This is a genomic window from Microbacterium sp. NPDC077663 (assembly GCF_044542795.1).
Classification (GTDB): Bacteria; Actinomycetota; Actinomycetes; order Actinomycetales; family Microbacteriaceae; genus Microbacterium.
In genome coordinates, this window is sequence record NZ_JBITVE010000001.1 from 1,507,319 (window position 1) to 1,528,474 (window position 21,156).

General features: G+C 68.7%; 19 protein-coding genes and 1 tRNA gene. 18 read left to right on the top strand and 2 right to left on the bottom strand.

Annotation, left to right across the window (positions count from 1 at the left end; genetic code table 11):
* Positions 1 to 69: 69 nt before the first annotated feature.
* The 18 genes from ACIGEP_RS07375 (at position 70) to ACIGEP_RS07460 (ending at position 18,002) form a co-directional block, all read left to right on the top strand.
* Entirely contained in the window at positions 70 to 894 is an 825-nt protein-coding gene (locus ACIGEP_RS07375; RefSeq protein ID WP_396660942.1) for a hypothetical protein, read from the top strand.
* A 6-nt stretch (positions 895 to 900) separates the two neighbouring features.
* Positions 901 to 1,974, top strand: a complete 1,074-nt coding sequence (locus tag ACIGEP_RS07380; protein WP_396660943.1) for a ParB N-terminal domain-containing protein — start codon at positions 901 to 903, stop codon at positions 1,972 to 1,974.
* The gene (locus ACIGEP_RS07385; protein WP_396660944.1) at positions 1,961 to 2,413 is read left to right on the top strand and encodes a hypothetical protein; all 453 of its coding nucleotides are present in this window, start codon (positions 1,961 to 1,963) and stop codon (positions 2,411 to 2,413) included. The genes ACIGEP_RS07380 and ACIGEP_RS07385 overlap by 14 nt, the downstream gene beginning before the upstream one ends.
* 57 nt (positions 2,414 to 2,470) lie before the next feature.
* Positions 2,471 to 3,169: a hypothetical protein gene (locus ACIGEP_RS07390; protein WP_396660945.1), complete on the top strand. Its 699-nt coding sequence runs from the start codon at positions 2,471 to 2,473 to the stop codon at positions 3,167 to 3,169.
* Between the two features lie 16 nt (positions 3,170 to 3,185).
* Positions 3,186 to 4,358, top strand: a complete 1,173-nt coding sequence (locus tag ACIGEP_RS07395; RefSeq protein ID WP_396660946.1) for a M23 family metallopeptidase — start codon at positions 3,186 to 3,188, stop codon at positions 4,356 to 4,358.
* Positions 4,359 to 4,426: 68 nt separating this feature from the next.
* Positions 4,427 to 4,693, top strand: a complete 267-nt coding sequence (locus ACIGEP_RS07400) for a DUF6112 family protein (RefSeq protein ID WP_219869363.1) — start codon at positions 4,427 to 4,429, stop codon at positions 4,691 to 4,693.
* Positions 4,694 to 4,700: 7 nt separating this feature from the next.
* Positions 4,701 to 5,540 (top strand): hypothetical protein, encoded by an 840-nt coding sequence (locus ACIGEP_RS07405; RefSeq protein ID WP_396660947.1) that lies wholly within the window; start codon positions 4,701 to 4,703, stop codon positions 5,538 to 5,540.
* An 81-nt stretch (positions 5,541 to 5,621) separates the two neighbouring features.
* A complete protein-coding gene (locus ACIGEP_RS07410) occupies positions 5,622 to 5,945 on the top strand; it encodes a DUF6112 family protein (RefSeq protein ID WP_214390145.1) in 324 nt (107 codons plus the stop codon).
* A gap of 36 nt (positions 5,946 to 5,981) precedes the next feature.
* Entirely contained in the window at positions 5,982 to 7,622 is a 1,641-nt protein-coding gene (locus tag ACIGEP_RS07415; RefSeq protein ID WP_396660948.1) for a conjugal transfer protein TrbL, read from the top strand.
* Positions 7,623 to 7,799: 177 nt separating this feature from the next.
* Complete coding sequence (locus tag ACIGEP_RS07420; RefSeq protein WP_396660949.1) at positions 7,800 to 9,248, top strand: SCO6880 family protein; 1,449 nt, start codon at positions 7,800 to 7,802, stop codon at positions 9,246 to 9,248.
* A gap of 48 nt (positions 9,249 to 9,296) precedes the next feature.
* Positions 9,297 to 10,829, top strand: coding sequence for an ATP-binding protein (locus tag ACIGEP_RS07425; protein ID WP_396660950.1), 1,533 nt, complete (start codon positions 9,297 to 9,299; stop codon positions 10,827 to 10,829).
* Positions 10,826 to 11,323: a hypothetical protein gene (locus ACIGEP_RS07430; RefSeq protein WP_396660951.1), complete on the top strand. Its 498-nt coding sequence runs from the start codon at positions 10,826 to 10,828 to the stop codon at positions 11,321 to 11,323. Before ACIGEP_RS07425 ends, ACIGEP_RS07430 begins: the two co-directional genes overlap by 4 nt.
* Before the next feature lie 58 nt (positions 11,324 to 11,381).
* Positions 11,382 to 13,142, top strand: a complete 1,761-nt coding sequence (locus ACIGEP_RS07435) for a TraM recognition domain-containing protein (protein WP_396660952.1) — start codon at positions 11,382 to 11,384, stop codon at positions 13,140 to 13,142.
* 77 nt (positions 13,143 to 13,219) lie between these two features.
* Complete coding sequence (locus ACIGEP_RS07440) at positions 13,220 to 13,723, top strand: single-stranded DNA-binding protein (protein WP_396660953.1); 504 nt, start codon at positions 13,220 to 13,222, stop codon at positions 13,721 to 13,723.
* Between the two features lie 80 nt (positions 13,724 to 13,803).
* Positions 13,804 to 14,415 (top strand): hypothetical protein, encoded by a 612-nt coding sequence (locus ACIGEP_RS07445; protein WP_396660954.1) that lies wholly within the window; start codon positions 13,804 to 13,806, stop codon positions 14,413 to 14,415.
* Positions 14,412 to 14,624, top strand: coding sequence for a helix-turn-helix transcriptional regulator (locus ACIGEP_RS07450; RefSeq protein WP_396660955.1), 213 nt, complete (start codon positions 14,412 to 14,414; stop codon positions 14,622 to 14,624). Before ACIGEP_RS07445 ends, ACIGEP_RS07450 begins: the two co-directional genes overlap by 4 nt.
* Positions 14,611 to 15,828 carry a tyrosine-type recombinase/integrase gene (locus ACIGEP_RS07455; protein ID WP_396660956.1) on the top strand — a complete coding sequence of 406 codons (1,218 nt, stop codon included), beginning with the start codon at positions 14,611 to 14,613 and terminating at the stop codon, positions 15,826 to 15,828. Before ACIGEP_RS07450 ends, ACIGEP_RS07455 begins: the two co-directional genes overlap by 14 nt.
* Before the next feature lie 131 nt (positions 15,829 to 15,959).
* Entirely contained in the window at positions 15,960 to 18,002 is a 2,043-nt protein-coding gene (locus ACIGEP_RS07460) for an ATP-binding protein (protein WP_396660957.1), read from the top strand.
* Here ACIGEP_RS07460 and ACIGEP_RS07465 read toward each other — a convergent pair.
* Positions 17,999 to 20,518 (bottom strand): helicase C-terminal domain-containing protein, encoded by a 2,520-nt coding sequence (locus tag ACIGEP_RS07465; RefSeq protein ID WP_396660958.1) that lies wholly within the window; start codon positions 20,516 to 20,518, stop codon positions 17,999 to 18,001. The genes ACIGEP_RS07460 and ACIGEP_RS07465 overlap by 4 nt on opposite strands.
* A gap of 373 nt (positions 20,519 to 20,891) precedes the next feature.
* A tRNA-Pro gene (locus ACIGEP_RS07470) sits at positions 20,892 to 20,965 on the bottom strand.
* Positions 20,966 to 21,156 lie beyond the last annotated feature (191 nt).

Below are 21,156 nucleotides of genomic sequence, written 5' to 3' on the forward strand. Positions count from 1 at the left end.
GGCGCGGCTGGTCTTTCGCGGATGCGGGTTCATACCTCGCTTGCACCCAGATCCGTTGAGGGAGTCGCTATGCATGATCTATCCGTCCCGGACCAGACGAGTCCGGACTTCACTACCCCGGAGGGCCTGCGCCAGGTCCTCATCGACCTGAACACGCACAACGCGTGGACGACCAGCTCGGTGGCCGCCGAGCTCATGGTGTACGCCACCGCGAAGTACACCCCGGTCGCCCGCGCCTGGCACCGCGACCCGGCCGACGCCGCCTACGAGGCTTTCATCGCCATGCGGCAGTCCACCACGGTGAAGGCCGACGACCCGTGGGCGGTGGTGACCCGCGCGGTCGCGCTCGGCATCGCCGCCGAGGCGCACGCCGACCGGGACCTGACCAGCCAGGACAAGGCCCGCCGCCCCTCCAAGCGCCCGAACGAAGAGCCGGTACGTGCGGGGCACTACGAGGAGTTCTTCTACGACGTCCACCCGCACGCCACCGAGCTCGTCGGCGGCGCCGGCCGTGACGATGACGGGTCCGCGGACCCGGTGATCCGCACCGTGTGCGTGTTCCTCGTCGTCGCTGGGTGGCCTGCCCGGCAGGTCGAGCAAGCGGTGGACTACATCGCCCACCGCGTCGCGTCTCTGTCCTCGGGCGGGTCCGCGGTGGAGATCGTCTCGAAGGACCTCAGCATCGCGGTGCGCTTCGGCTACCGGCGGGAGGAGTGGGCCGAGCTCGTGCGCCTGCTCGTGGGGATCCCGGCCGGGCGCCGGCGGGCCGGGCGGTACGGGTTGCTGGCGCGGGTGCTGCTCGGTGACGACGTCGCGGACCTGCTCTCCGATACGGCGCTGGTCGACGTGGTGCGTCGGATGGCTCCCGTACCTGACGTGCGGGAAGGACGGTGAGCCGAGGTGGCGCGCGGGCATCTGGTGCTGGAGCAGGCGATCGATCAGATTCGTCGCGGCTCGCAGTACCGGCGCGACCCGGACGAGGACCTCGACGAGCTGTGCGGGTCGCTGGAGCGGGTCGGGATCCTCAACCCGCCGGCGATCACCGAGGACGCGGTGCTGATCACCGGGAACCGGCGCCTGGCGGCGATGGAACGCCTGGGCTGGCGATCCACACCCGTGTGGGTGGTCCCGGACGTGTCCGACAAGCTCTCCTACGTCCTCGCGATCCGCGACGAGCAGACCTTACAGAAGGCCCTCAAACCTCTGGAGCAGGCCGAGCTGTACGAGGAGCTGAAGGCGCTGTACGCGGAGGACGCGCAGCGTCGCGACGCCGCCACCCGCTTCGGTTCCCCGGATCGTGACGCCCGCGTCGCCGAGGCACGGGACGGGGGTGCCGAATCGGCACCCCCGTCAGGCGGCGGCAAAGCCCGAACGCAAGCGGCCCGCGCGGTCACCGGGCGGGACTCGCGGACCATGCTCGAGCAGATCAATGAACTGCGCCGCATCGCCGCCGACGACACCGAGGACCCGTACGTGCGGCAGGAAGCAGCCGAGGCGCTGATCGAGCTGAACACCGACGGGAAGGTCAACGGCCGCTACCTCGCTGTCAAGACCGCGCAGAACCTCGCTGGCATCCGCCGTGCCGCTGACGACTCCGACGCACCGGACACGGTGCGTGCGTCGGCGCGGCAGGAGCTGCAGACCTTGGAGAAGCTGGAGCGACCTGCCGAGGTCGCGAAAGAGTCTGGGCTGGCTCTGGCCCGCCTCACCCACCTGCGCGAGAGCGCCGCTGGCGTGGAGCGGGTGGGGTGGAAGGATGCCGACCCGCTGCTGCGGGAGAAGCACCAGATCCGCAAGCTCGTCGATCTGCTGCGCCGCGAGCACGGCTGGTGGGACAGGTTCGACCCGTCCGACTTCGGCCGCCACGCCGAGCCGGACCAGTGGGAGCTCGTGGAGACCTACATCGATGCATCCGCGGCATTCCTGGACGCGGCGCGCACGGCCCGGGAGGAGACGGCCGATGCCGACGTTTGAGGACCCGGCCAAGGATGCCGACGAGCTCGGCGAGGCCGCCCGCGGGCTGGCCTACGCCACCCGCCGCATCTCCGTGCCGGATGACACCTACCGGGTGCTGGGCTCGATGCACTCCGCGCTCACGAGCGTGCAGCAGTCGCTTCGGCAGCTGGCGGACTGGCACGAACGGCACAGCCCGTTCGCGGCGACCGATGATGGAGACCCAGCTGCGGGCCAGGAGCAGGCGGCCAAGGCGTCGGGTTGGCTGACGATCGCCGCCGCGTCGCTGGACCAGGTCGTCCAGCTCGTCATGACCGCGCAGAGCGAGAACGGACGGATCGCTTGGCACCCCGAGCCCAGCCCGCTCGATCAGGCCCTTCAGGAGCGTTCCGCGGCCCTGGACGCGGACGCTCCGGCAACCGAGCAGGCGCGTGAGGACATGGGGCGCCGGTTGGAGTGACCTGCGCGGGTGCGCACCTGTGAGGTGCCAGACGAATCGGACAGGAGGCACCCCGTCATGACCGACCCCGCCCGCACCGGCCCGGACCGGACCCGCCGGCTTCGGCTGATCATCTCCCTCGCCGCCGCCGGCGTCATCCTCGCTGTGCTGACCGGCGTCGGCATCTACGGCCTCGTCGCCGGCCCGCCCAGCCCACGCCCGGGACCGGCCGACCCCACGGGATCGTCGACGCCAGGCGCCGTGGCGCCGACGTCTCCGACCCCCGGCGCCACGGAGCTGGAGCCGCTGCCGGAGACGAGGAGCCCGGAACGGTTCGCCGAGGCGGTCGCCGAGGCGCTGTTCGTGTGGGACACGTTCACCACCCTCGGCCCCGACGATCACCGGGCGGTGCTGCTGGAGGCAGCGGCCCCGTCCGGCGCGGAGACACCGGGACTGATCAGCGACCTGACCCGCTACCTGCCGTCGGATGCGACGTGGCGGGACCTGCAGGAGTACCGCACCGCGCAGTGGATCGACATCGACCGGCTCTACGTCCCCGACCAGTGGTACGAAGCCGTCGCCGCCGCCGACGGACAGCTCGCCGACGGTCTGGTCGCCTACACCGTCGAAGGCACTCGGCACCGCACCGGGGTCTGGTTCGACGAGCAAGTGACCTCGGCGCATCCGGTGGCGTTCACGATGTTCCTCTCCTGCCCGCCGGCCACCGACCGGTGCGTCCTGCTGCGCCTGTCGCAGCTAGACAACCCGCTGCGCTGAACCCGGGAGCTGCGTGATGAAGAAGGCCCTGGTCGCCCTCGTGGCGTGGGTGATGCTGGCACCGATGCTTGCCCTGGTGGGCGTGGGGGTGCTGGTCAACCCGGCGGTGACGAACCAAGCGATGTGCATCGCCAGCGGCGTCGTGCTCGGACCCGTCCCCGACGAGCTGGAGGTCTCCACCGCGGACGGGGCGACGTTCACCCTGAACCGGCAGCAGCTCACCCACGCGGCCACGATCATCGAGACCGGCGCCCGCACGCCCGGAGTCGGACGCGACGGGATCCTCATCGCACTGATGGCGGCCCTCACCGAGTCCACGCTGCGGCAGCTCGCCAATGCGGGCTCCTACCCCGAGTCGGGCGAGTACCCGAACGACGGCAACGGGTCAGACCATGACTCGCTCGGGCTGTTCCAGATGCGCCCCGCATCCGGGTGGGGCACGGTCGCCGAGCTGATGGACACCGGCTACCAGGCGCGCGCGTTCTACGGCGGACCGGACGGCCCGAACTATCCGTCGCCGCGGGGGCTGCTGGATATCCCTGGGTGGCAGCAGATGGACAAGGGCGAGGCCGCCCAGGCCGTGGAGGTCTCGGCCTACCCGGACCGGTACCGCAACTACGAGCCCACTGCTCGGACGATCCTGCAAGCCCTCACCACCGGCAGGAGCAGCGGAGGCGGGTCGGGGGTTCCCGGCGACGCGGACATCCCGGAGACCACCGCACTGGTGTTCCCGCTGCCCAACGGCACCTACACGCACACCTCGGACTTCGGATGGCGCAGCGACCCGTTCACCGGCGAGCGGAGCTTCCACGCCGGCACCGACTGGGCCGCCGCCGACGGCACACCGATCTTCGCCCTCGCCGACGGCGTCGTCACCTACGCCGGGATGGTCGGAGGCACGTCCGGGCAGATCACCATCGAGCACACCATCGACGGCGAACGCATCGCGAGCGTCTACATCCACATGTGGGCGCACGGCATCCACGTCCAAGCCGGCGACCGGGTCATCGCCGGGCAGCACATCGGCGACGTCGGCTCCAGCGGCCGCTCCACCGGCCCGCACCTGCACTTCCAGCTGCACCCCGGCGGCGCCGGCGCCTCCCCGGTGGATGCGATCCCGTGGCTGGCCGACCACGGCGTCGAAGGCCTCGACGCCCCCACCAGCGGCGGCCCAGGCTGCGCCTTCTAGGACCGCACCACCGGGGCCGGGTGCGCACCTGTGCGGTGACCAGCGTGCTGTGACGGAGAGGAACCGCTGTGGATGTGTACCCGGACTTCGATGCCGTCGGCGGCCGCTCGACCCTGATCGGCATCGTCGGCGCCCTGCTGACGATCACCCTCATCATCGCGGTGCTGATGCTGATCATCTGCGCCATCGTGTGGGCCGTGTCGTCCTCCACCGGCAACGCCACCTCCGCCGCCAGAGGCCGGGTCGGGGTGTTCGTCTCCATCGGCGCGGCCGCGCTCGCCGGTGCCGGAGTGGCGTGGCTGAACTTCCTGCTGCGCGTGGGCACCACTCTCTGAGGACGCCATGGCCGATACGCAGCCCCAGCCCACCAGTCATCGGCTCCTCCAGGTCCTCGAAGAGGAGCACCGTCCCGGCGGGGCGTGGATCTACCACGCCGACCCGGACTGGTCACCCAGCGCGGCGATCGTGTTCCCCGAACGGATCCTGCTGCGCATCACCACAGCGGCAGGCGGTGCCGGATACGTGTGGGGCGTCGAGGAGTGGGACGGACGCGATGAGACCTACCGGCCCGTCCCGGGCGGCGCCGGGTCGGCGGACACCCCGGAGGAGATGATCGGGATCGCTGCGACGTTCATCGACGAGGAGAACATCGGCGAACCTCTCCCGCTGACCACCTACCCGTTGGCCGAAGAGCTGGCCGAACGCATCACCGCCGGCTACCCGCACGCGCACTGGCGCTCCTACGTCAACAACGACTACGGCAACGTGCTCGAGTACCCCGAACGGCAACGGCTGACGTTCTGGGACGACGCGAACTTCATGGGCTCCATCGACGGGTACACCTGGGTGATGGAGGTCTGGTCGACCCGTCAGCAGAACTGGGTCGAGGTCGAACCATTCAGCGACGTCCTCTCCATCACCGAGCTGCGTGCGGCCATCAGCACCTTCCACGACGAGAACGAACGCGACCTCGCAAACGAACGAGCCCTGCTCCGGGCCGGCGGCGAACCGACGGCACGGGCACTGGCCCGCGATGCCGTGCACGCCTCACACCGAGCGACCCGGCTCACCGAACAGCTCGCCGCACGCGCCGAAGAACTCGACCCAGGCTCCACCGGCGCGAGCGGCCTGCGGGCAGGCGTCTCGCGCACGTCGCCCGCGGTACGCTGGCTCGGCTTGTAACCAGAGGGAAGGGCGGGGTCCGCACCTGTCGCGATGAGCCCCGCACCGGGCAGGGCTCACCCATTCGTGAAGGAGCCCCGCATGACCCTCATCCTCGACGCCCTCGCCCAGACGGCGACCGTGCTGCCGGCGCAGATCGACATCAACCCCAACGATTCCGGACTGCCGGGCATCGCAGCTCTGCGCACCATCGTCGGCGCCGTGATGACCGTCGGACTCATCCTGTCCGTCCTCGCCCTAATCATCTCGGCCGTGGTCTGGGGCTTCGGTGCCAACAGCTCCAACCCGCACCTCGCCTCCCGCGGGAAGCTCGGCGTGCTGATCTCCTGCGGTGCCGCGATCATCACCGGCGCTGCCGTCACGCTCATCAACTTCTTCTGGAACGTCGGCCAGACCGTCTCCTGACCCGCCCCCTTCGACTCATGAGAGGAGGGGAACGGTATGGACGGGATCTGTGACGTCCCCATCATCAGCAACGTCTGCGACGTCGCCGGCGAGACCGCCGCGACGCTGATCAGCGCCCCGTTCGACTGGCTCGCCCAGGCCGTCGGGCAGGCCGCGTCCTGGATGTTCCAGGGCGTGTGGTGGCTGTTCGACACCAGCACCCTGGTCGACCTCACCGCACCCGGCTACATCACCGTCTACAACGTGATGTTCGGGATCGCGATCTTCATCATGCTGATCTTCTTCTGCCTGCAGCTGATCACCGGTCTCATCCGCCGCGACCCGTCCGCGCTGTCCCGCGCCGCCCTCGGACTCGCACGCAGCGTGCTCGGCTCGTTCCTGGTGCTCACCCTCACCACCACGCTGCTGGAAGTCGTCGACCAGCTCACCATCGGAGTCATCCAGGCCACCGGCACCACGTTGGAGGAGATGGGCGCGAAGATCGGGCTGCTGGTCGCCGGGCTCACCGCGATCAACCTGACCGCCCCCGGCGCCGGGGCGATCATCACGATCTTCCTGTCGTTCCTCGCGCTCACCGCCGCGGCAATCGTGTGGTTCAGCCTACTGATCCGCAAGGCGCTCATCCTCGTCGGAGTCGTGCTCGCCCCGATCGCCCTGTCAGGCGGGTCCTGGGACGCCACCCGGGGATGGTTCGGGAAGTGGGCGAGCTTCGTGCTCGCACTGATCTTCTCCAAGCTCGTCATCGCGGTGGTGTTCCTCGTCGCGATCAACCAGACCAACGCGCCGATCGACTTCGACCTCGCCTCGATCGCCGACCCGGTCGCGGGAATCGTGCTGATGTTCGTCGCTGCGTTCGCCCCGTACATGGTGTACAAGTTCATCTCGTTCGTCGGCTTCGACATGTACCACGTGATGTCCGCCGAACAAGAGGCGAAGCAGTCCATGAACCGGCCGCTGCCGATGTCCGGCAAGCCCGACGGACCCGCCCCCAAGCAGGTCCTCGACGGCGCCGGCGACGACGGACCCGGCAGCGCCGGGGGTGGTGGCGGGCCCGGCGGACCACCGCCACCGCCGCCCGGAGGCGGCCAGACGGCCCCCGCCGGGCAGAGCGCGGGGGCTGGTGCGGGTGCCGGGTCCGCCGCGGGTGGAGGCGGTGCCGGTGCGGGGGCAGGCGGAAGTGCGGCGGCGGGCGGTGGTGCAGCTGCCGGTGGAGGCGGTGCCGCAGCGGGTGCCGGCGCGGGCGCCGCGGCCGGGCCGATCGGGATCGCCGCGGTGGCCGGCGCGAAGATCGCCAAGGGCGCCGCGGAAGCCGGGCCCAAGCTCGGCGGCGCGATCGGCCGCAGCGCCGAAGGACACGCCTCCGCGGCGCAGGAGAGCCAGAGCCCGCCTCCCGCCGGTGCCCAGCAGCAGCGTCCGGACACCCCGCGCCCCGCACCATCGCAGAGCGGGGCCGCTGCCCAGCCGGCCACGCCTCCGGCGAGCAGCGAGCAGGGTGGGCAGCCTCCGGCGAACGCCCCGTCCCAGCCGCCCGCGCAGCGACGGTCCCAGTCAAGTTCCCCCTCCCAGCCGACCACGTCGGCGCCGGCGCAGCAGGCGTCGTCCCCGCGGGCCCCGGCAGAGCCACGCACCTCACCACCACCAGCGGCGCCGCCCCCGACGGATCCGGGCAAGCGGTAACGCCCATCGGGCACGTCGAGAGGAGGTGAACCGCCCGCCCCGGAAGCGGCGGCGCACCCGGCTCGGTCAGCTGTAGCGACCTGACCCAGCCACGGAGCGTCGCCGCTTCTGCTCGTCCGGGGGCGCGATGCGTACCTGGCAGACGACTACACCGTATGCGTCGTCCGAAGGAGCGTCATGGCCACCACCGACTACGAGCTGAGCCCGGTGAAGTTCTCCCGGCTCACCACCCGCGGCATCATCCTGGGCCTGTCGCTGCCGCAGGTGATCGCCCTCGCCACCGGCGCGGTCGTCTTCATCGCCGCCCTCTACGCCGGCGGCCCCGCAGCTCTCTACACCGCCCCAGCGTGGCTGTCGTTCGCGGCACTCGCGGTCGTCGGAGTCGGCGGGCGCAAGCTCATCGAGTGGGTCCCGATCACCGGGCACTGGGTCTGGCGCAAGGCTGCCCGGCAGACCGCGTACCGGCGCCGGATCGTGAGGCCCCGCCCCGCAGGCACCCTCGCCCTGCCCGGTGACGCGGCCGCGCTGCGCCAGTACGAGGATCCCGAGTCCGGGGCGGTGATGGTGCACGACCCGCACGTGCAGACCCTGACCGCGATCCTCGAGGTGACCCACTCCGCGTTCGTGCTGATGGACCCCGGTGAGCAGGAGCGGCGCGTGCACGGCTGGGGCCGGGTGCTGTCCACCGTGTGCCGCTCCGGGCGCATCGCCCGCGTGCAGGTCCTCGAGCGCACCGTCCCGGACTCCGGCTCCGGGTTGTCGCAGTGGTGGGCCGAGCACGGCCGCGACGACGGGTCGTGGGTCGCGAAGACCTACGCCGAGCTGATCGAACGCGCCGGCCCCGCCGGGGAACGCCACATCACCACGCTGTCCCTCGCATTGGACATGCGCGCCGCCTCCCGGCAGATCCGTTCCGCCGGTGGCGGGATCAAAGGCGCCGCCGAGGTGCTGCGGCAGGAGATGCACACCCTGACCACCGCGCTGCGCGCCGCGGACCTGAAGCCCTCCGACTGGTACACGCCTGGGGATCTCGCGGTGATGCTCCGCACCGCCTACGACCCGCAGATCGCCGCCACCCTCGACCGGGCAGGCGACATCGGCCGCGACCTCGCTACCGCGGGCCCCGTCGCGGTCGAGGAGACCTGGGCCAGGCTCCGGTCAGACTCCGCGCACCACGCGGTGCTGTGGGTGTCGCAGTGGCCCCGCTCCCAGGTCTACCCGGGATTCCTCGCCCCGATCCTGCTCTCCAGCGGCATCCGCAGGGCCGTGACGCTGCTGTACGACCCGGTGCGCTCGGACCAGGCCGTACGGGACATCCGCAAGAAGAAGACCGAATACATCAGCGACCAGAGCCAGCGGCAGCGGATCGGTCAGATCGAGGATGCCTCCCAGTCCGCCGAGTACGCCGACGTGCTCCAGCAGGAGGCGGACCTCACCGCCGGGCACGGCGTGCTGCGCTACACCGGGCTGATCGCCATCTCCGCCCCGAGCATCGACGAGCTCGACGCCGCGGTCGCCGCAATCGAGCAGGCCGCGATCCAAGCCTCCTGCGAAACCCGCCTGCTGGTCGGGCAGCAGGCGCAAGCGTTCGTCGCCGCAGCCCTGCCGCTGGGCCGCGGCCTGTGATCCGCACCTGACCACCGGAAATCACAGGCGAACAGAACGAGGTGCGCGATGGGCGCGGACGACACACGCAGGAAGCTGTACTCGACCGTCCTGGTCGAGACCGGCAAGGGCGACCGGAAGGCCAGACGGCAACGGCAGCGCGCCGCACGTCAGGTCCTCGCGCAGGACCAGGCCACCACACGCGCCGAAGCCAAGGCGCGATACGAGGCGGAACGGGCCGAGGCCCGCGCGACCACATACCTGCCGCGTGGCGGTGAGCCGGGGCCGGCGGCGCTGCGCTCACCGCGACGGTTCCGGGTCCCTGCCCACCAGGACACGTCCGCGGCGTTGCAGGGCGCGTACCCGTTCCTCGCCGAGGGCGGGCTCGGCTCGAACGGGGTGTTCGTCGGCCAGGACCTCTACAGCTCCGGGTCGTTCGTCTACGACCCGTGGGTGCTCTACCAGCGCGGCATCATCACCGCCCCCAACCTTGTGCTGGCCGGGATCGTCGGCAGCGGCAAGTCCAGCCTGGCGAAGTCGCTCTACACCCGGTCGATCGCGTTCGGTCGCCGCGTGTACGTGCCCGGTGACCCGAAGGGCGAACACACCCCGGTCGCCCGCGCCGTGGGCGGGAAGGCGATCATCCTCGGCCACGGGCTCGGCGCCCGCCTGAACCCGCTGGACGAGGGCTACCGTCCTGCCGGGGTCGCCGACGACGAATGGGCCACTACTGTCGCTGCCCGCCGGCGGGATCTGATCGGCGCGCTCGCCGAAACCGTCCTGGAACGGTCGTTGACGCCGTTGGAGCACACCGCGATCGACGTCGCCCTGCGCGCCACCGTCTCACAGAGCTCGGTACCGATCCTGCCGATGGTGGTCGACCGCATCCTCGCCCCCGACCGCGCCGAGGACACCGACGGCCGGTTGGCCGAAGACGGGCGACTGGTCGGGCACGCGCTGCGGCGCCTGGTCGCCGGGGACCTGCAGGGCCTGTTCGACGGCCCGTCCACGGTCCGGTTCGACCCGTCGCTGCCGATGCTCTCCCTGGACCTGTCCCGCGTCGTGGAGAACAGCACCCTCATCTCCGTGCTGATGACCTGCTCCTCAGCGTGGATGGAATCCGCACTGCTGGACCCGAACGGTGGGCAACGGTGGGTCGTGTACGACGAAGCGTGGCGGCTCATGTCGCACCCGTCATTGCTGCGCCGCATGGACGCCCACTGGCGCCTCGCGCGCCACTACGGCCTCGCGAACCTGCTCATCTTCCACAAGCTCAGCGACCTCGAGAACGTCGGCGACCAGGGGTCGGCGATGCGCGCGCTGGCGTCCTCGCTGCTCGCGAACGCGGAAACCAGGATCATCTACCGGCAAGAATCCGACCAGCTCGGCGCCACCGCGCAGGCGCTCGGACTGACCGGCACCGAGCGCAAACTGCTGCCTTCCCTGGGCAGTGGGCAGGGGCTGTGGCGGATCAAGGAGTCCTCCTATGTCGTGCAACATCAGTTGCATCCTGCTGAGTTGCAGGCCTTCGATACTCGGTCTCGGATGCTTGATTCCACCGCCGGACGAGCCCGCGGTGACGGCACGGGAGGTGCTCTGTGATCGGCCGCGGGCGACGGGCCGAGCCGCCCGGGTCGGTGCCGCCGGTGCTGCCGCAGATCATCGCCGAGGTCGTCTCCGCGGAGCACGTCGTGCTCACCGTGAACGGCAAACGGCTGCCCGCGATGCCGACGCGCCGCGATGAGCTCGGGCCGGCGATCGCCGAACTCATCGCCCGGTTCGCCAGCCCGACCCGGGTCGAGGTCCGCGAGCTCGACGGCAGCGTCTACGCCGACATTCTGACTCCCGACCCCGATGGCGCAGCACCACTCGACGAGTCGCCGGAGCGGCCGCGGCCGGAGCTGGTGGAGTTCACCGCGGACGGGTTCGTGCCCGGTGAGGACGTCGCGATCGCTCTCGTGCTGCGCCATACCTCCGCCGCAGGCAACGGCACGGCCCGGGCGCTGCTGGACCGTGCCGAACACGCGACTGTGACCGGGGAGCTGATCCTGCTGGGCCGGATCTCCGGGACCACCACGGTGCGCCGCATCGACTGAACTCCGCACCTGCCTCCTGAGCTCGCCGACACGCGGCGAGCTCAGGAAGGACCCGCCCATGCCCTCCGCTCACCCCAGGCCCGCGAACGACGCCTTCTTGAACATCGCACTCGGCGGCCTGGTCGCCGTCGTCGCCTTCGGCGGGGTACTCGGTCTGGCCGGCAGCATCGCCGCGTTCCTCACCGGCCACCCGCAACCGACCGCCGGCATCACCGACGGGCTCGGCGTGCTCGCGAGGCCTGCCGACCCCGGCACCGCCCTGGGAGCACCAGGACTGAACCCCTTCGCGTACTGGGCGGTCGTGGTCCTGCTGCTGGGAATCCTCGCGACCGCGGGGGTGTTCGTGTGGCGGGCGATCAGCCGCGCACGCGCCGCGACGAACCCGCACCACCTTGCCGGCACTGCCAGCGGCGCCGAGGTCGCCCGCGTCGCGTCTCCGAAAGCGCTCGTCAAGCGGGCCGGCACGCTCCGCCCGTCCCTAACCGGCAAGCCCGAGCCGGGCGATGTCGGCTACCTGCTCGGGACGAGCAAGGGCGGGCAGGTGTGGGCGACTGTCGAGGACAGCATCCTCCTGATCGGACCGCCCCGCTCCGGCAAGGGCCTTCACGTCGTCATCAACAGCGTCCTCGACGCGCCCGGTGCCGTGATCACCACTTCCACCCGGCCCGACAACCTCACCGCGACCCTCCGCGCCCGGGAACGCAAGGGGCCCGTCGCGGTGTTCGACCCGCAGCAGCTCGCTCCCGGCCTGTCCGCGGGGATGCGGTGGTCGCCGGTGCGTGGCTGCCAGGACCCGCTCACAGCGATGATCCGCGCCAAGGGGCTCGCGACGGCTACGGGGTTCGGTGGGGTGCAGGACGCCGGCTTCTGGGAAGGCAAGACCACTGCCGCCATCCAGGCGCTGCTGCACGCGGCCGCGCTCGAGGGCCGCGACGCGAGAACCCTGTACCAGTGGGCGCTGAACCCGACCCTCGCCGGTGACGCCGTCCGCATCCTGTCCACCCATCCCGGTGCCGCCGACGGGTGGGCGGACTCGCTTGACGCGATGGTGCAAGCCGACCCCCGCACCCGTGACTCGATCTGGCAAGGCGTATCCCTCGCCCTCGCTGCCCTCGCCGATCCTCGCGTGCTGGACGCCGTGTCTCCGGCGGTCGGTGAGGAGTTCGATCCGGAGTCGTTCCTGCGCGACGGCGGCACCCTCTACCTGCTTGCCACGGGTGCGGGGGCCGGGGCATCGGCTGCGCTCGTGGCGGCGTTCATCGAAGACCTCGTCGAGGCAGCGCGGAAGATCGCGGCACGGTCACCCGGCGCGCGGATGGACCCGCCGTTGCTGCTCGCCTTGGACGAGATCGGGAACCTCTCGCCGCTGCCGTCGCTTCCCACACTCATGGCAGAAGGCGGCGGCACCGGCATCACCACCTTGCCCGTGCTCCAATCGCTCGCTCAGGCGCGGGAGAAGTGGGGCGAGAACAACGCCAACGCGATCTGGGACGCCTCCATCGTGAAAGTCATCCTCGGCGGTGCATCCAACAGCCGCGACCTGCAGGACCTCTCCACGCTCATCGGCGACCGCGACGAGACCACCGACAGCGTCACCACCGACGCCTACGGCTCGCACTCCACCCAGCGCTCCGTCCGGCGGGTCCCGATCCTCCCACCAGACGTGCTGCGCACCCTGCCGTTCGGCACCGGCGTCGTCATGCTCCGCACCGCCCGCCCGATCATCACCACCCTGCGCCCCTGGCCGAAGCGCGCCGACGCCGCCCAGCTGCGCGAGGACCGCACCCACATAGAACGCCTCCTCCGGCCAGGCGCGTGACCTGCCGGTCGCCGGCCGTACCTGACCTGTGACCCCGCAGCAGCGGGCGAACCGATCAAGACCCTGAAGGAGGGTTCATGGCCATTCCCACCCGCGAGGCCCTGTCGGGATTCATCGCCACCGACCCGCAGCTGACCGAGACCAGCAACGGCGGGCACCGCTTTTATGCCCGCGTCGGGATCGAGCAGTTCCAGCGCAACGAGGACGGCTCGTTCACGCAGCTGGAGAGCGTGTTCACCAACCTCGTCATGTTCGACAAGGCCGCCGAACGCGCGCACGAGAAGTTCCAGAAGGGCGACAACTTCATCGCCGAGGGCCGCAGCAACGTCCACGAGTACCAGGGCGAGCAGCGCGAGCAGTTCATAGCCTCCCGCATCGGCCACGACAACAACCGCACCACCTACACCGTTGACCGGACCCGCCAGGAGCGCGCCGGCGCGGACCGCGAGGCGCCGGAGCGAGCGGCCGGGGAACGAGACCCGGCCGCGGTCGCGCTCGCACAGCGCGAGCAGGCACTCCAGCCCGAGACGACCGCCACCAGCGGCACCGTCCAGGCCGACCGCGCAGCGGTCGCCCGATGAGCCGGGTGCCGCTGGCGGCCCCGCAGCCACCCGCCGGCGGCACCCTTCCCATTTCCGCCCCGTGGACGTAAAGGATCGACATGCCCGATGTGACTGACCCGGAGGCGCCGCTTCCAGACGACCCCGGCGACGAGGTGCGCCGGATCGTCGAGCAGCAGTACGCCCAGCACATCAACGACGTCCTCGGCGAGGTGCCCCGACCGATCAACTGGCGCACCCTGCCCCCCGAAGACCTCGAGCATGAACTGCTCGAGCTCAACGCGTGGGTCGACTGGCTCCGGCACGAGTACGGACTGCCCGCCCAGATCATCCCGCCCATGTGGCACCGCCACCCCGAGCTGCTCTGGGAGCTGTCCGCACTGCGGCAACACTGGATGTTCAGCTATGACCCGCAAGCCAAGGGGAACCAGGCCCTCGCCTGGCACCACGATTTCGGCCTTGCCCGCGAACGGCTCCGAGACTGGGTCACCATCTCCGGCACCCGCCTCGACCGCGACCGACCCACCCGCATCACCCCGTGGCCCGGTGGTGAAGCCGAGCACTGGGCGGAGCCCAACACCACCGAGCGGTCCGTGACCGCCCGCACCGAGGACTTCCTCGCCTTCGTAGAGGAGCAGATCCGCGCCCGGCAGCAGGAGCAGGACGCGACGATCCAGGAGATCGTGAACACGGACTGGAGCGACCGGCCATGAGCGAGACGATCACTGAGTCGCCGCTAGTTTCGCCGCTGCTAGACAGCCGGGAAGTCGCCGCCTACCTGAAGGTCTCGGAGGCGACGCTGTCGCGGTGGCGCACCGACAAGAAGGGACCGCCCTTCCTGCGGATGGGCGGGATCACCCGATACCGCCTCGACGCTGTCGAGGCGTGGCTCGCGTCGCTCTCCGCCGATGAGCACGACTGAGAACGCCCCGGCCGTCCCTCCCTTCGGAGTGAAGGTCACCACCGACCTCGAACACCGTCCCTCCGGCATCCGGGCACGAGCACGCTGGATCGACCCACAAACCAGACGGCGCGTCGTGCGCGCACTCGTCGTACCCGACGAGGAAGCCGCCGAGGCGTTCTTCACCGACCTGCTGAAGTCCTCGGAGATCGGCATCGACCGCCGCATCACCTTCGGCGACTACCTGGCGACCATCGGAGACCGATGGACGCGCGGCCTGGACCCGACCTCGACCGCCGACGGCTACAAGGTGGGCCTGCGTCTGCGCGTGCTCCCCGCGCTCGGGCACCTGCCGATCTCGCAGATCACAGCCGGGATGATCGACCGCACCATCGACGACTGGGAGAAAGCACACTCCCCCTCCACGATCAAGAACAGCATCGCACCGCTCGTGCGCGTGCTCGACGAGGCCGTGCGCGACGATGTGCTCGCCAGCAATCCGGCCCGCAACAGATCCCGGCGCAGCCTCGGCAAGTCCGCTCTCATCATCCCCGCCGAACAGACCTCGCCACGCGCTCACGCCCTGCCGGACCTGGCCACGCTGAACCGGCTCGCCGAAGCGTGCGGGCAGGTGCACCAGAGCTACTCGGACTTCGTCATGCTCAGCGCGCTCCTCGCCTCCCGAGGTTCCGAGATCGCAGGGCTCCGCGTGGGCGACGTCAACTCGGAGACGAACATCGTGACCATCGAACGGCAGACCTACCCAGGATCCGGCGGCCTGGTCACCAAACAGACCAAAGGACGAGCGGCGCGCCCGGTCCCGATCCTGAACGCGCTCAAACCCGTCTTGGAGCGTCTGACGGCAGACCGCGAGCCCGACGAGCGGCTGCTGCGCGGTCCCCGCGGCGGCGTCCTCACCACCGCGAGCGTGCGCGACGCGACCAAGTGGGACGACCTCGTCACCGGGCTCGGACTGCCCTCACTGACTCGGCACGGGCTCCGCCACACCGGCGCGACCTGGATGGCCGACGCGGGCATCCCACTGCACGTGCTGCAACGCATCCTCGGCCACAAATCGATCGAGACCACCCGCGGCTACCTGCACCCTGACACCCGCCACCTCGCCTCCGCCGCCGAGCAGGCCAACGCATTCCTCGACGCCCAAGAACAGCGGCAGGCGCCCTCGCGGACCTCTGGCGTGACTCGACCCTCACCGCACCGTTGATCCATGCCACGGCCCGCGAAGGGACGTCGGTGTCCCCGGCCGTGATTCACGACACGTCGCAATCGCGCGGCTGCCGGTCCTGTCCGTGGGCGGCGATAAAGTTGCAAATGACGTCACCAGCGAGGAGGACCATGGCACTCACTACCTCCTTGGCAGGCCGAGTTCGCAACACCAGCCTCCCAAAAAGCCACCCGCTGCTCCCTCTCCAGGAAGCCGTCATCAATAGTCTCCAGGCCATCGACGAGCGCTTCGGTGACGACGACATCGGCAGTGGGAATCTGCGCATCCGAATCCTGCGGGACGGACAGCAGGAGTTCGACTATGGGCCGGCTGGCCCGGGACGCGTAGCGCTCCCGCCCATCATCGGGTTCTCCGTAGAAGACAACGGCGTTGGGTTCACCCCGGAGAACATGAGCTCGTTCGAGACCCTAGACAGCGATTTCAAGGCAGACCTCGGGTCGCGCGGCGTCGGCCGCCTTCTCTGGCTCAAGGCGTTCGACCGCGTAGCCATTGACAGCGCGTACTTCGACGGCCATGACCAGCTGCAGACGCGCAGCTTCAAGTTCTCCGTAGAGCGCGAGGTCGAGCACGGAGCGGAGAGCGTCTCTCTCACGGAGGCAGGCGCCGTAGTCCTGCTCGACGGCTTCAAGAGCCAGTACCAGAAGAGCGCGCCGAAGACGGCAGATGCGATAGCCCGTGAGATCTTCGAGCACTGCATCTGGTACTTTTTGCGGCCGGGCGGAGCACCCGAGGTCACGGTCGTCGACGAGGAGGTCATCTCTCTGAACAAGCTCATGGAGGACTTCGTGTACTCCGAGCTGCCGTCGACGACCATCACGGTTAAGGGGCAGAAGTTCGACATGGTGAACCTTTGCCTCAAATCGATGACACGGAACACCATCCCCAGGCTCTATTGGTGCGCTGCCAATCGCGTCGTCATCGAGGAGAACCTCTCCGGCAAGCTCGCCGGCCTATACGGCCGACTGCGTGACTCGACGTCGGCGGAGTTCACCTACGTCTGTTACCTCTCCTCCGACTTCCTCGACGCGAACGTGCGCGCCGACCGGACCGCGTTCGACATTGAGGAGCGACTGCCCGGAGCCGCACTCGGCGACGACCTCACCCTCGATGATGTTCGTGCCGCGGTCCTCGACGAAGTCGAGCGTCTACTCGAGGAGCCGCTGAACGCGGCACGCGAGGAGGGCCGCTCCCGCGTCAATGAGTTCGTGAGCAACCGGGCGCCCCGCTACCGTCCCGTTCTGGCTCGGCTCACCAAGCTCGGCGTCACCGTCGACCCCGCGATGAAGGACTCTGAGCTCGAGCTGCTGCTCCACCGCAACCTGCAGAAGCTCGAAGCCGATGCGCTGGTCGAGGGCCAGGCCGTGTTCGCCGAAGCCGGGGCTTCCCCGCTCGAGGACTACAAGGAGCGCCTCGACAGCTATCTCGAGACCATCAAGGAGATCAACCAGTCCGACCTCGCAGCGTATGTCTCGCGTCGGAGGGTGATTCTCGATATCCTCACCAAGCTCATCCGCTCGAACGACGCTGGCGGCTACAGCCGCGAGGACGCCGTCCACTCATTGCTGATCCCGATGCGCACTGACTCCAACGAGATCGGCACGGACGCGTCGAACCTCTGGATCCTCGACGAACGCCTCGCGTTCCACGACTACTTAGCCTCAGACAAGACTTTGAAGAGCATGCCGGTTACGGGATCGGATTCCACCCGGGAGCCCGACATCATCGCCACGCGACTCGTTGACGGCCCGCTGCTCGCGTCTGAGGGCGAGACGCTCCCATTGCCGTCCATCGTGGTCGTGGAGATCAAGCGGCCAATGCGCAACGACGCCTCCGAGGACAAGGACCCCATTGCCCAGTGCCTCGACTACGTCGCGAAGGTGAGGAGCGGTGGCGTCCTCACCGCATCCGGGCGACCCATCCCCGCATCCCAGGAGTCGCCTGCGTTCTGCTACATCGTGGCCGATCTCACGCCGTCCATGGTCAACCGGTGCAATTATGCGAACCTGCGCCGTACGCCCGATGGCATGGGCTTTTTCGGCTTCAACGAGCCAGCGAAGGCCTACGTCGAGGTGATGTCGTTCGACCGTCTCATCAACTCCGCGACCGAACGCAATCGGGCGTTCTTCGACAAACTTGGGCTGCCCTCGAGCTAGCTGCGTGGCTCTCGCTTTGTCTGGCGGGTGAAAGTACTGAAGAAGGTATCGCGGGTGAGACCGAGCGCGATCATTTGGGCCTCGACGGCGGTTACGTCCTGAAATGCGTTGTCGTTGGCAAGAGCGCGAGCGAACTGCTTTAGCGCCTTCTTCAGCGCCTTCATATCTGCACGGTTGATCGATCGGCAGCCTTGTGGCGGCGTTCCACTACGTTGGACGAGGTGACTCGGGTGGACCATGAGCGGAATAACCTTCGCGTCCGCCCCGTACTCCCCTTCACACCAGTTGACGGAGCCAGCGAGCTGGTTGATGTCCTTCTTCCAGATGGCCGTTGACTCCGCCCCGGTCTTCGCTTCGATGACCACGTACTGGTGGTCGCCGAGCGACCACATGACGTCGCTTCCGATTTTGAAGTCACGTTCGGGCTGCTGCGCGAGAAATCCGAGATGGCGTCCGAGGGAGGCGAGAGCGTCCTCCGCCTGGTCGGTGCGTAGCGGGTCCCACGCAAGGTCGGTGATGAGGGCGCCGATGCCAACAACAAGCTCGTCGCCGGTCGCGTAGGTGTCAGTCAGGAGGTTCCGCGCCTCCTGCGCCTGATTGGACGCTTGCGCGAGGTGCACATAGGCGATGCCACCGAGTGGTGCGAGTACCGCGGGATTGTTCCTTGAAGCCTGGTCAAGCGTCTGCTGCGCAGCCACCTTATCAACGCGCTCCAGATAGCTGGCGTGAGTTTCGCCCAGCCACCCCGCGAGCCTTGTGTCGCCCTCTGCGATCGCCGAGTCAACAGCGCTCCCCGCGTGGGAGGCCGCGTCTTCGAACCGACCGATTCGTGCCGCGTTGTACGCCGCCCTGAGCTCTCGGGCTGAGTCGGAGACGACGCCGGGCCCGTACTTTACGCCCAGGAGAGCTTCACGGGATGCGGTGCGGAAGTCGGCGTCTCCGTCGATGACTTGCCGGATCACTCCCTCGATATCCTCGGCGGACGCACCGTCGAGGTCCGATGCGACGTCCCTCGAAAGTTGCATCTGCGCGCGAGTTGCCGGCGAGAGCTTGCTTGCGGTATCTGCGCGAGCAACGAGCTGGGTGAGTCGGGATCCGATGAGGATGACTGCGCAGCGGTCGTCTCGGCTTCGGACTCCACGCCCGATGCCCTGCTCGAGTCGCTGCAACTGTCGGGCGACCATTGCTTCGCTGTCCCGCAGCGCGACGGCTTCACGCCGTTCGGCCGCGGTGTACGCGAACGGCAAGCTGTCGATGACCAGAAGTCGGCAGGCCTCGTCGGGGAGGTCGATGCCGTCGTACTTGCTTACGATGACGACGAGTCCGACATGACCGCTGTTGAGACCCTTGACCACATCGCTGATCTCTTCGGCCTTGCTAACGACGTGTGCAGCCAACGGTTCCCATTGCTTCGCGATACGCCAGCTGGGCACGAGCACAACGACGTTGTGGTCCGCCGAGACGGAGGCGGCGAGCTCTCGGATTTCGCTCACCGAGATGGTGGAGTTCAGTTCTTGGGGTGCAAGGACGAGACGGTCACCGAGATCAGCCGCGGTCTCCGGGACGATGGAGCTCGCGACGCTATCCGGGTCCGCATCGAAGTGCGTCACGAGGAGACTGTCGTCAGCGAGCGTCGCGGTCATATAGATACGCCGCTTGGCCTCGGCGAACGACGGAAACTTCTCGATCGGCGGACAGGGTGGGTTGATCTCAATCGCCTCCGCCGAGACGGTCACCTCGCAGATAGCCATGAGATCGGACATGATGGGCCAGGCCCACTCGAACTCCTTCGACGCCCGAAAGGGACGAAGCAGCGTGAGCACCTGCTCCTGGCGTTCGACCCAGGCCCAGAAGGGAACGCGGAGCACCGCACTACGATCCCCCTCGCGGATGTCCATGTAGGCGTTTAGTCCCTGCTCTTTGAGCTCGTCCTCGAACAGGTCGAGGACCGGGTCAAACGCCTTGTGCCCAGAAGGGATGACAAGCCGAGACGCCTCCTCTGCCAGCGCAATTCCTGCGTGTGCGTCATCGATGATGACAGCGCCCACGGGAATCGGCTGCCGCGTCGCCGAACCTTCGATTCCGAATCGGGTCTTGCCGTTGATGAGTGTCTTCATCGTCGTCACGCAAATCGCCTCACCACTCGTGAACCTGTGGTGCTCGGGATCGTCAGCAACCTCGATACCCAATGCCTTGGCCTCGGCGATGACTCGTTCCGCGAGGTGGGGGTCCGGCGCTATGTAAAGCGCCGGCCCAACTCCCTCATGCAATGAGGACTGCAGCATGAGCAGACCAACAATGGTCTTCCCTCCACCGGTGTTGGTCTTGATGACCAGGTCCTTCTCATCACGGCGGGGCGACCATGCGTCCAGGACAGCCCCCTGAACCGCCCTGAGGTAGCCATACCCGGCCGCCTTGTTCGGCAACGCATCGAAGAGCTCCGAAGGCTCGGTGATCGCGCGGATAGCGGCACCAGCGGCTAGCTTGCCGAAGTTGAAAGGCTGCTTCTTGGTCACATCTGAGTATCTCAGAGCAGATCCGCGAGTCTGAGAAGGCTTCGCGCGGACCCTGCTCGAAGGTTACTGGGTCCTAGCGTTCGGGCGGCTCATCGTGACTGCCGCTGAGCAGACGAACGCCCTTCTCGACACCCAAGTACGGCAACCTGGTCACGCCCCAAACCCAGGGCCGACGCGTCCGCCAAGTGCTCGATGACTGGCTCCATGGGATCGACCACGGCGCTCGTGTCCCGGCTAGGTCCCGGCGCTTCGCGACTGCCGACCTCGAGGGCCAGCGCGACATCTTGGTGGCAGCCCGAGTGGGTCCGCGCAAACCCTCCGTTACCGACGACGAAGCCCAGGCAAGAAATCTGCTCTCACCTGGGCTTTTCTGTCGGGATGACAGGATTTGAACCTGCGACCCCCTGACCCCCAGTCAGGTGCGCTACCAAGCTGCGCCACATCCCGTTGTTCTGTTTTTTACCTCTAATGGGGCTAATAGTGGCATTAGCACCCTTGACCCCCAGTCAAGTGCGCTACCAAGCTGCGCCACATCCCGGTCCGTCGCCCTCGCGGACAACTCCCCTATCCTAGCCGGTCCGCGGGCCGGCCGCGAACCGCCACGGGGTTCCGCGTGTCCCTGCTCCGGGCTACCCTGC

Bases quoted from the DNA above. Each gene is read 5' to 3' on its own strand.
- ACIGEP_RS07435 (WP_396660952.1), top strand. From the start codon at position 11,382: ATGCCCTCCGCTCACCCCAGGCCCGCGAACGACGCCTTCTTGAACATC.
- ACIGEP_RS07390 (WP_396660945.1), top strand. From the start codon at position 2,471: ATGACCGACCCCGCCCGCACCGGCCCGGACCGGACCCGCCGGCTTCGG.
- ACIGEP_RS07455 (WP_396660956.1), top strand. From the start codon at position 14,611: ATGAGCACGACTGAGAACGCCCCGGCCGTCCCTCCCTTCGGAGTGAAG.
- ACIGEP_RS07395 (WP_396660946.1), top strand. From the start codon at position 3,186: ATGAAGAAGGCCCTGGTCGCCCTCGTGGCGTGGGTGATGCTGGCACCG.
- ACIGEP_RS07385 (WP_396660944.1), top strand. From the start codon at position 1,961: ATGCCGACGTTTGAGGACCCGGCCAAGGATGCCGACGAGCTCGGCGAG.
- ACIGEP_RS07460 (WP_396660957.1), top strand. From the start codon at position 15,960: ATGGCACTCACTACCTCCTTGGCAGGCCGAGTTCGCAACACCAGCCTC.
- ACIGEP_RS07415 (WP_396660948.1), top strand. From the start codon at position 5,982: ATGGACGGGATCTGTGACGTCCCCATCATCAGCAACGTCTGCGACGTC.
- ACIGEP_RS07440 (WP_396660953.1), top strand. From the start codon at position 13,220: ATGGCCATTCCCACCCGCGAGGCCCTGTCGGGATTCATCGCCACCGAC.
- ACIGEP_RS07445 (WP_396660954.1), top strand. From the start codon at position 13,804: ATGCCCGATGTGACTGACCCGGAGGCGCCGCTTCCAGACGACCCCGGC.
- ACIGEP_RS07425 (WP_396660950.1), top strand. From the start codon at position 9,297: ATGGGCGCGGACGACACACGCAGGAAGCTGTACTCGACCGTCCTGGTC.
- ACIGEP_RS07420 (WP_396660949.1), top strand. From the start codon at position 7,800: ATGGCCACCACCGACTACGAGCTGAGCCCGGTGAAGTTCTCCCGGCTC.
- ACIGEP_RS07405 (WP_396660947.1), top strand. From the start codon at position 4,701: ATGGCCGATACGCAGCCCCAGCCCACCAGTCATCGGCTCCTCCAGGTC.
- ACIGEP_RS07410 (WP_214390145.1), top strand. From the start codon at position 5,622: ATGACCCTCATCCTCGACGCCCTCGCCCAGACGGCGACCGTGCTGCCG.
- ACIGEP_RS07375 (WP_396660942.1), top strand. From the start codon at position 70: ATGCATGATCTATCCGTCCCGGACCAGACGAGTCCGGACTTCACTACC.
- ACIGEP_RS07450 (WP_396660955.1), top strand. From the start codon at position 14,412: ATGAGCGAGACGATCACTGAGTCGCCGCTAGTTTCGCCGCTGCTAGAC.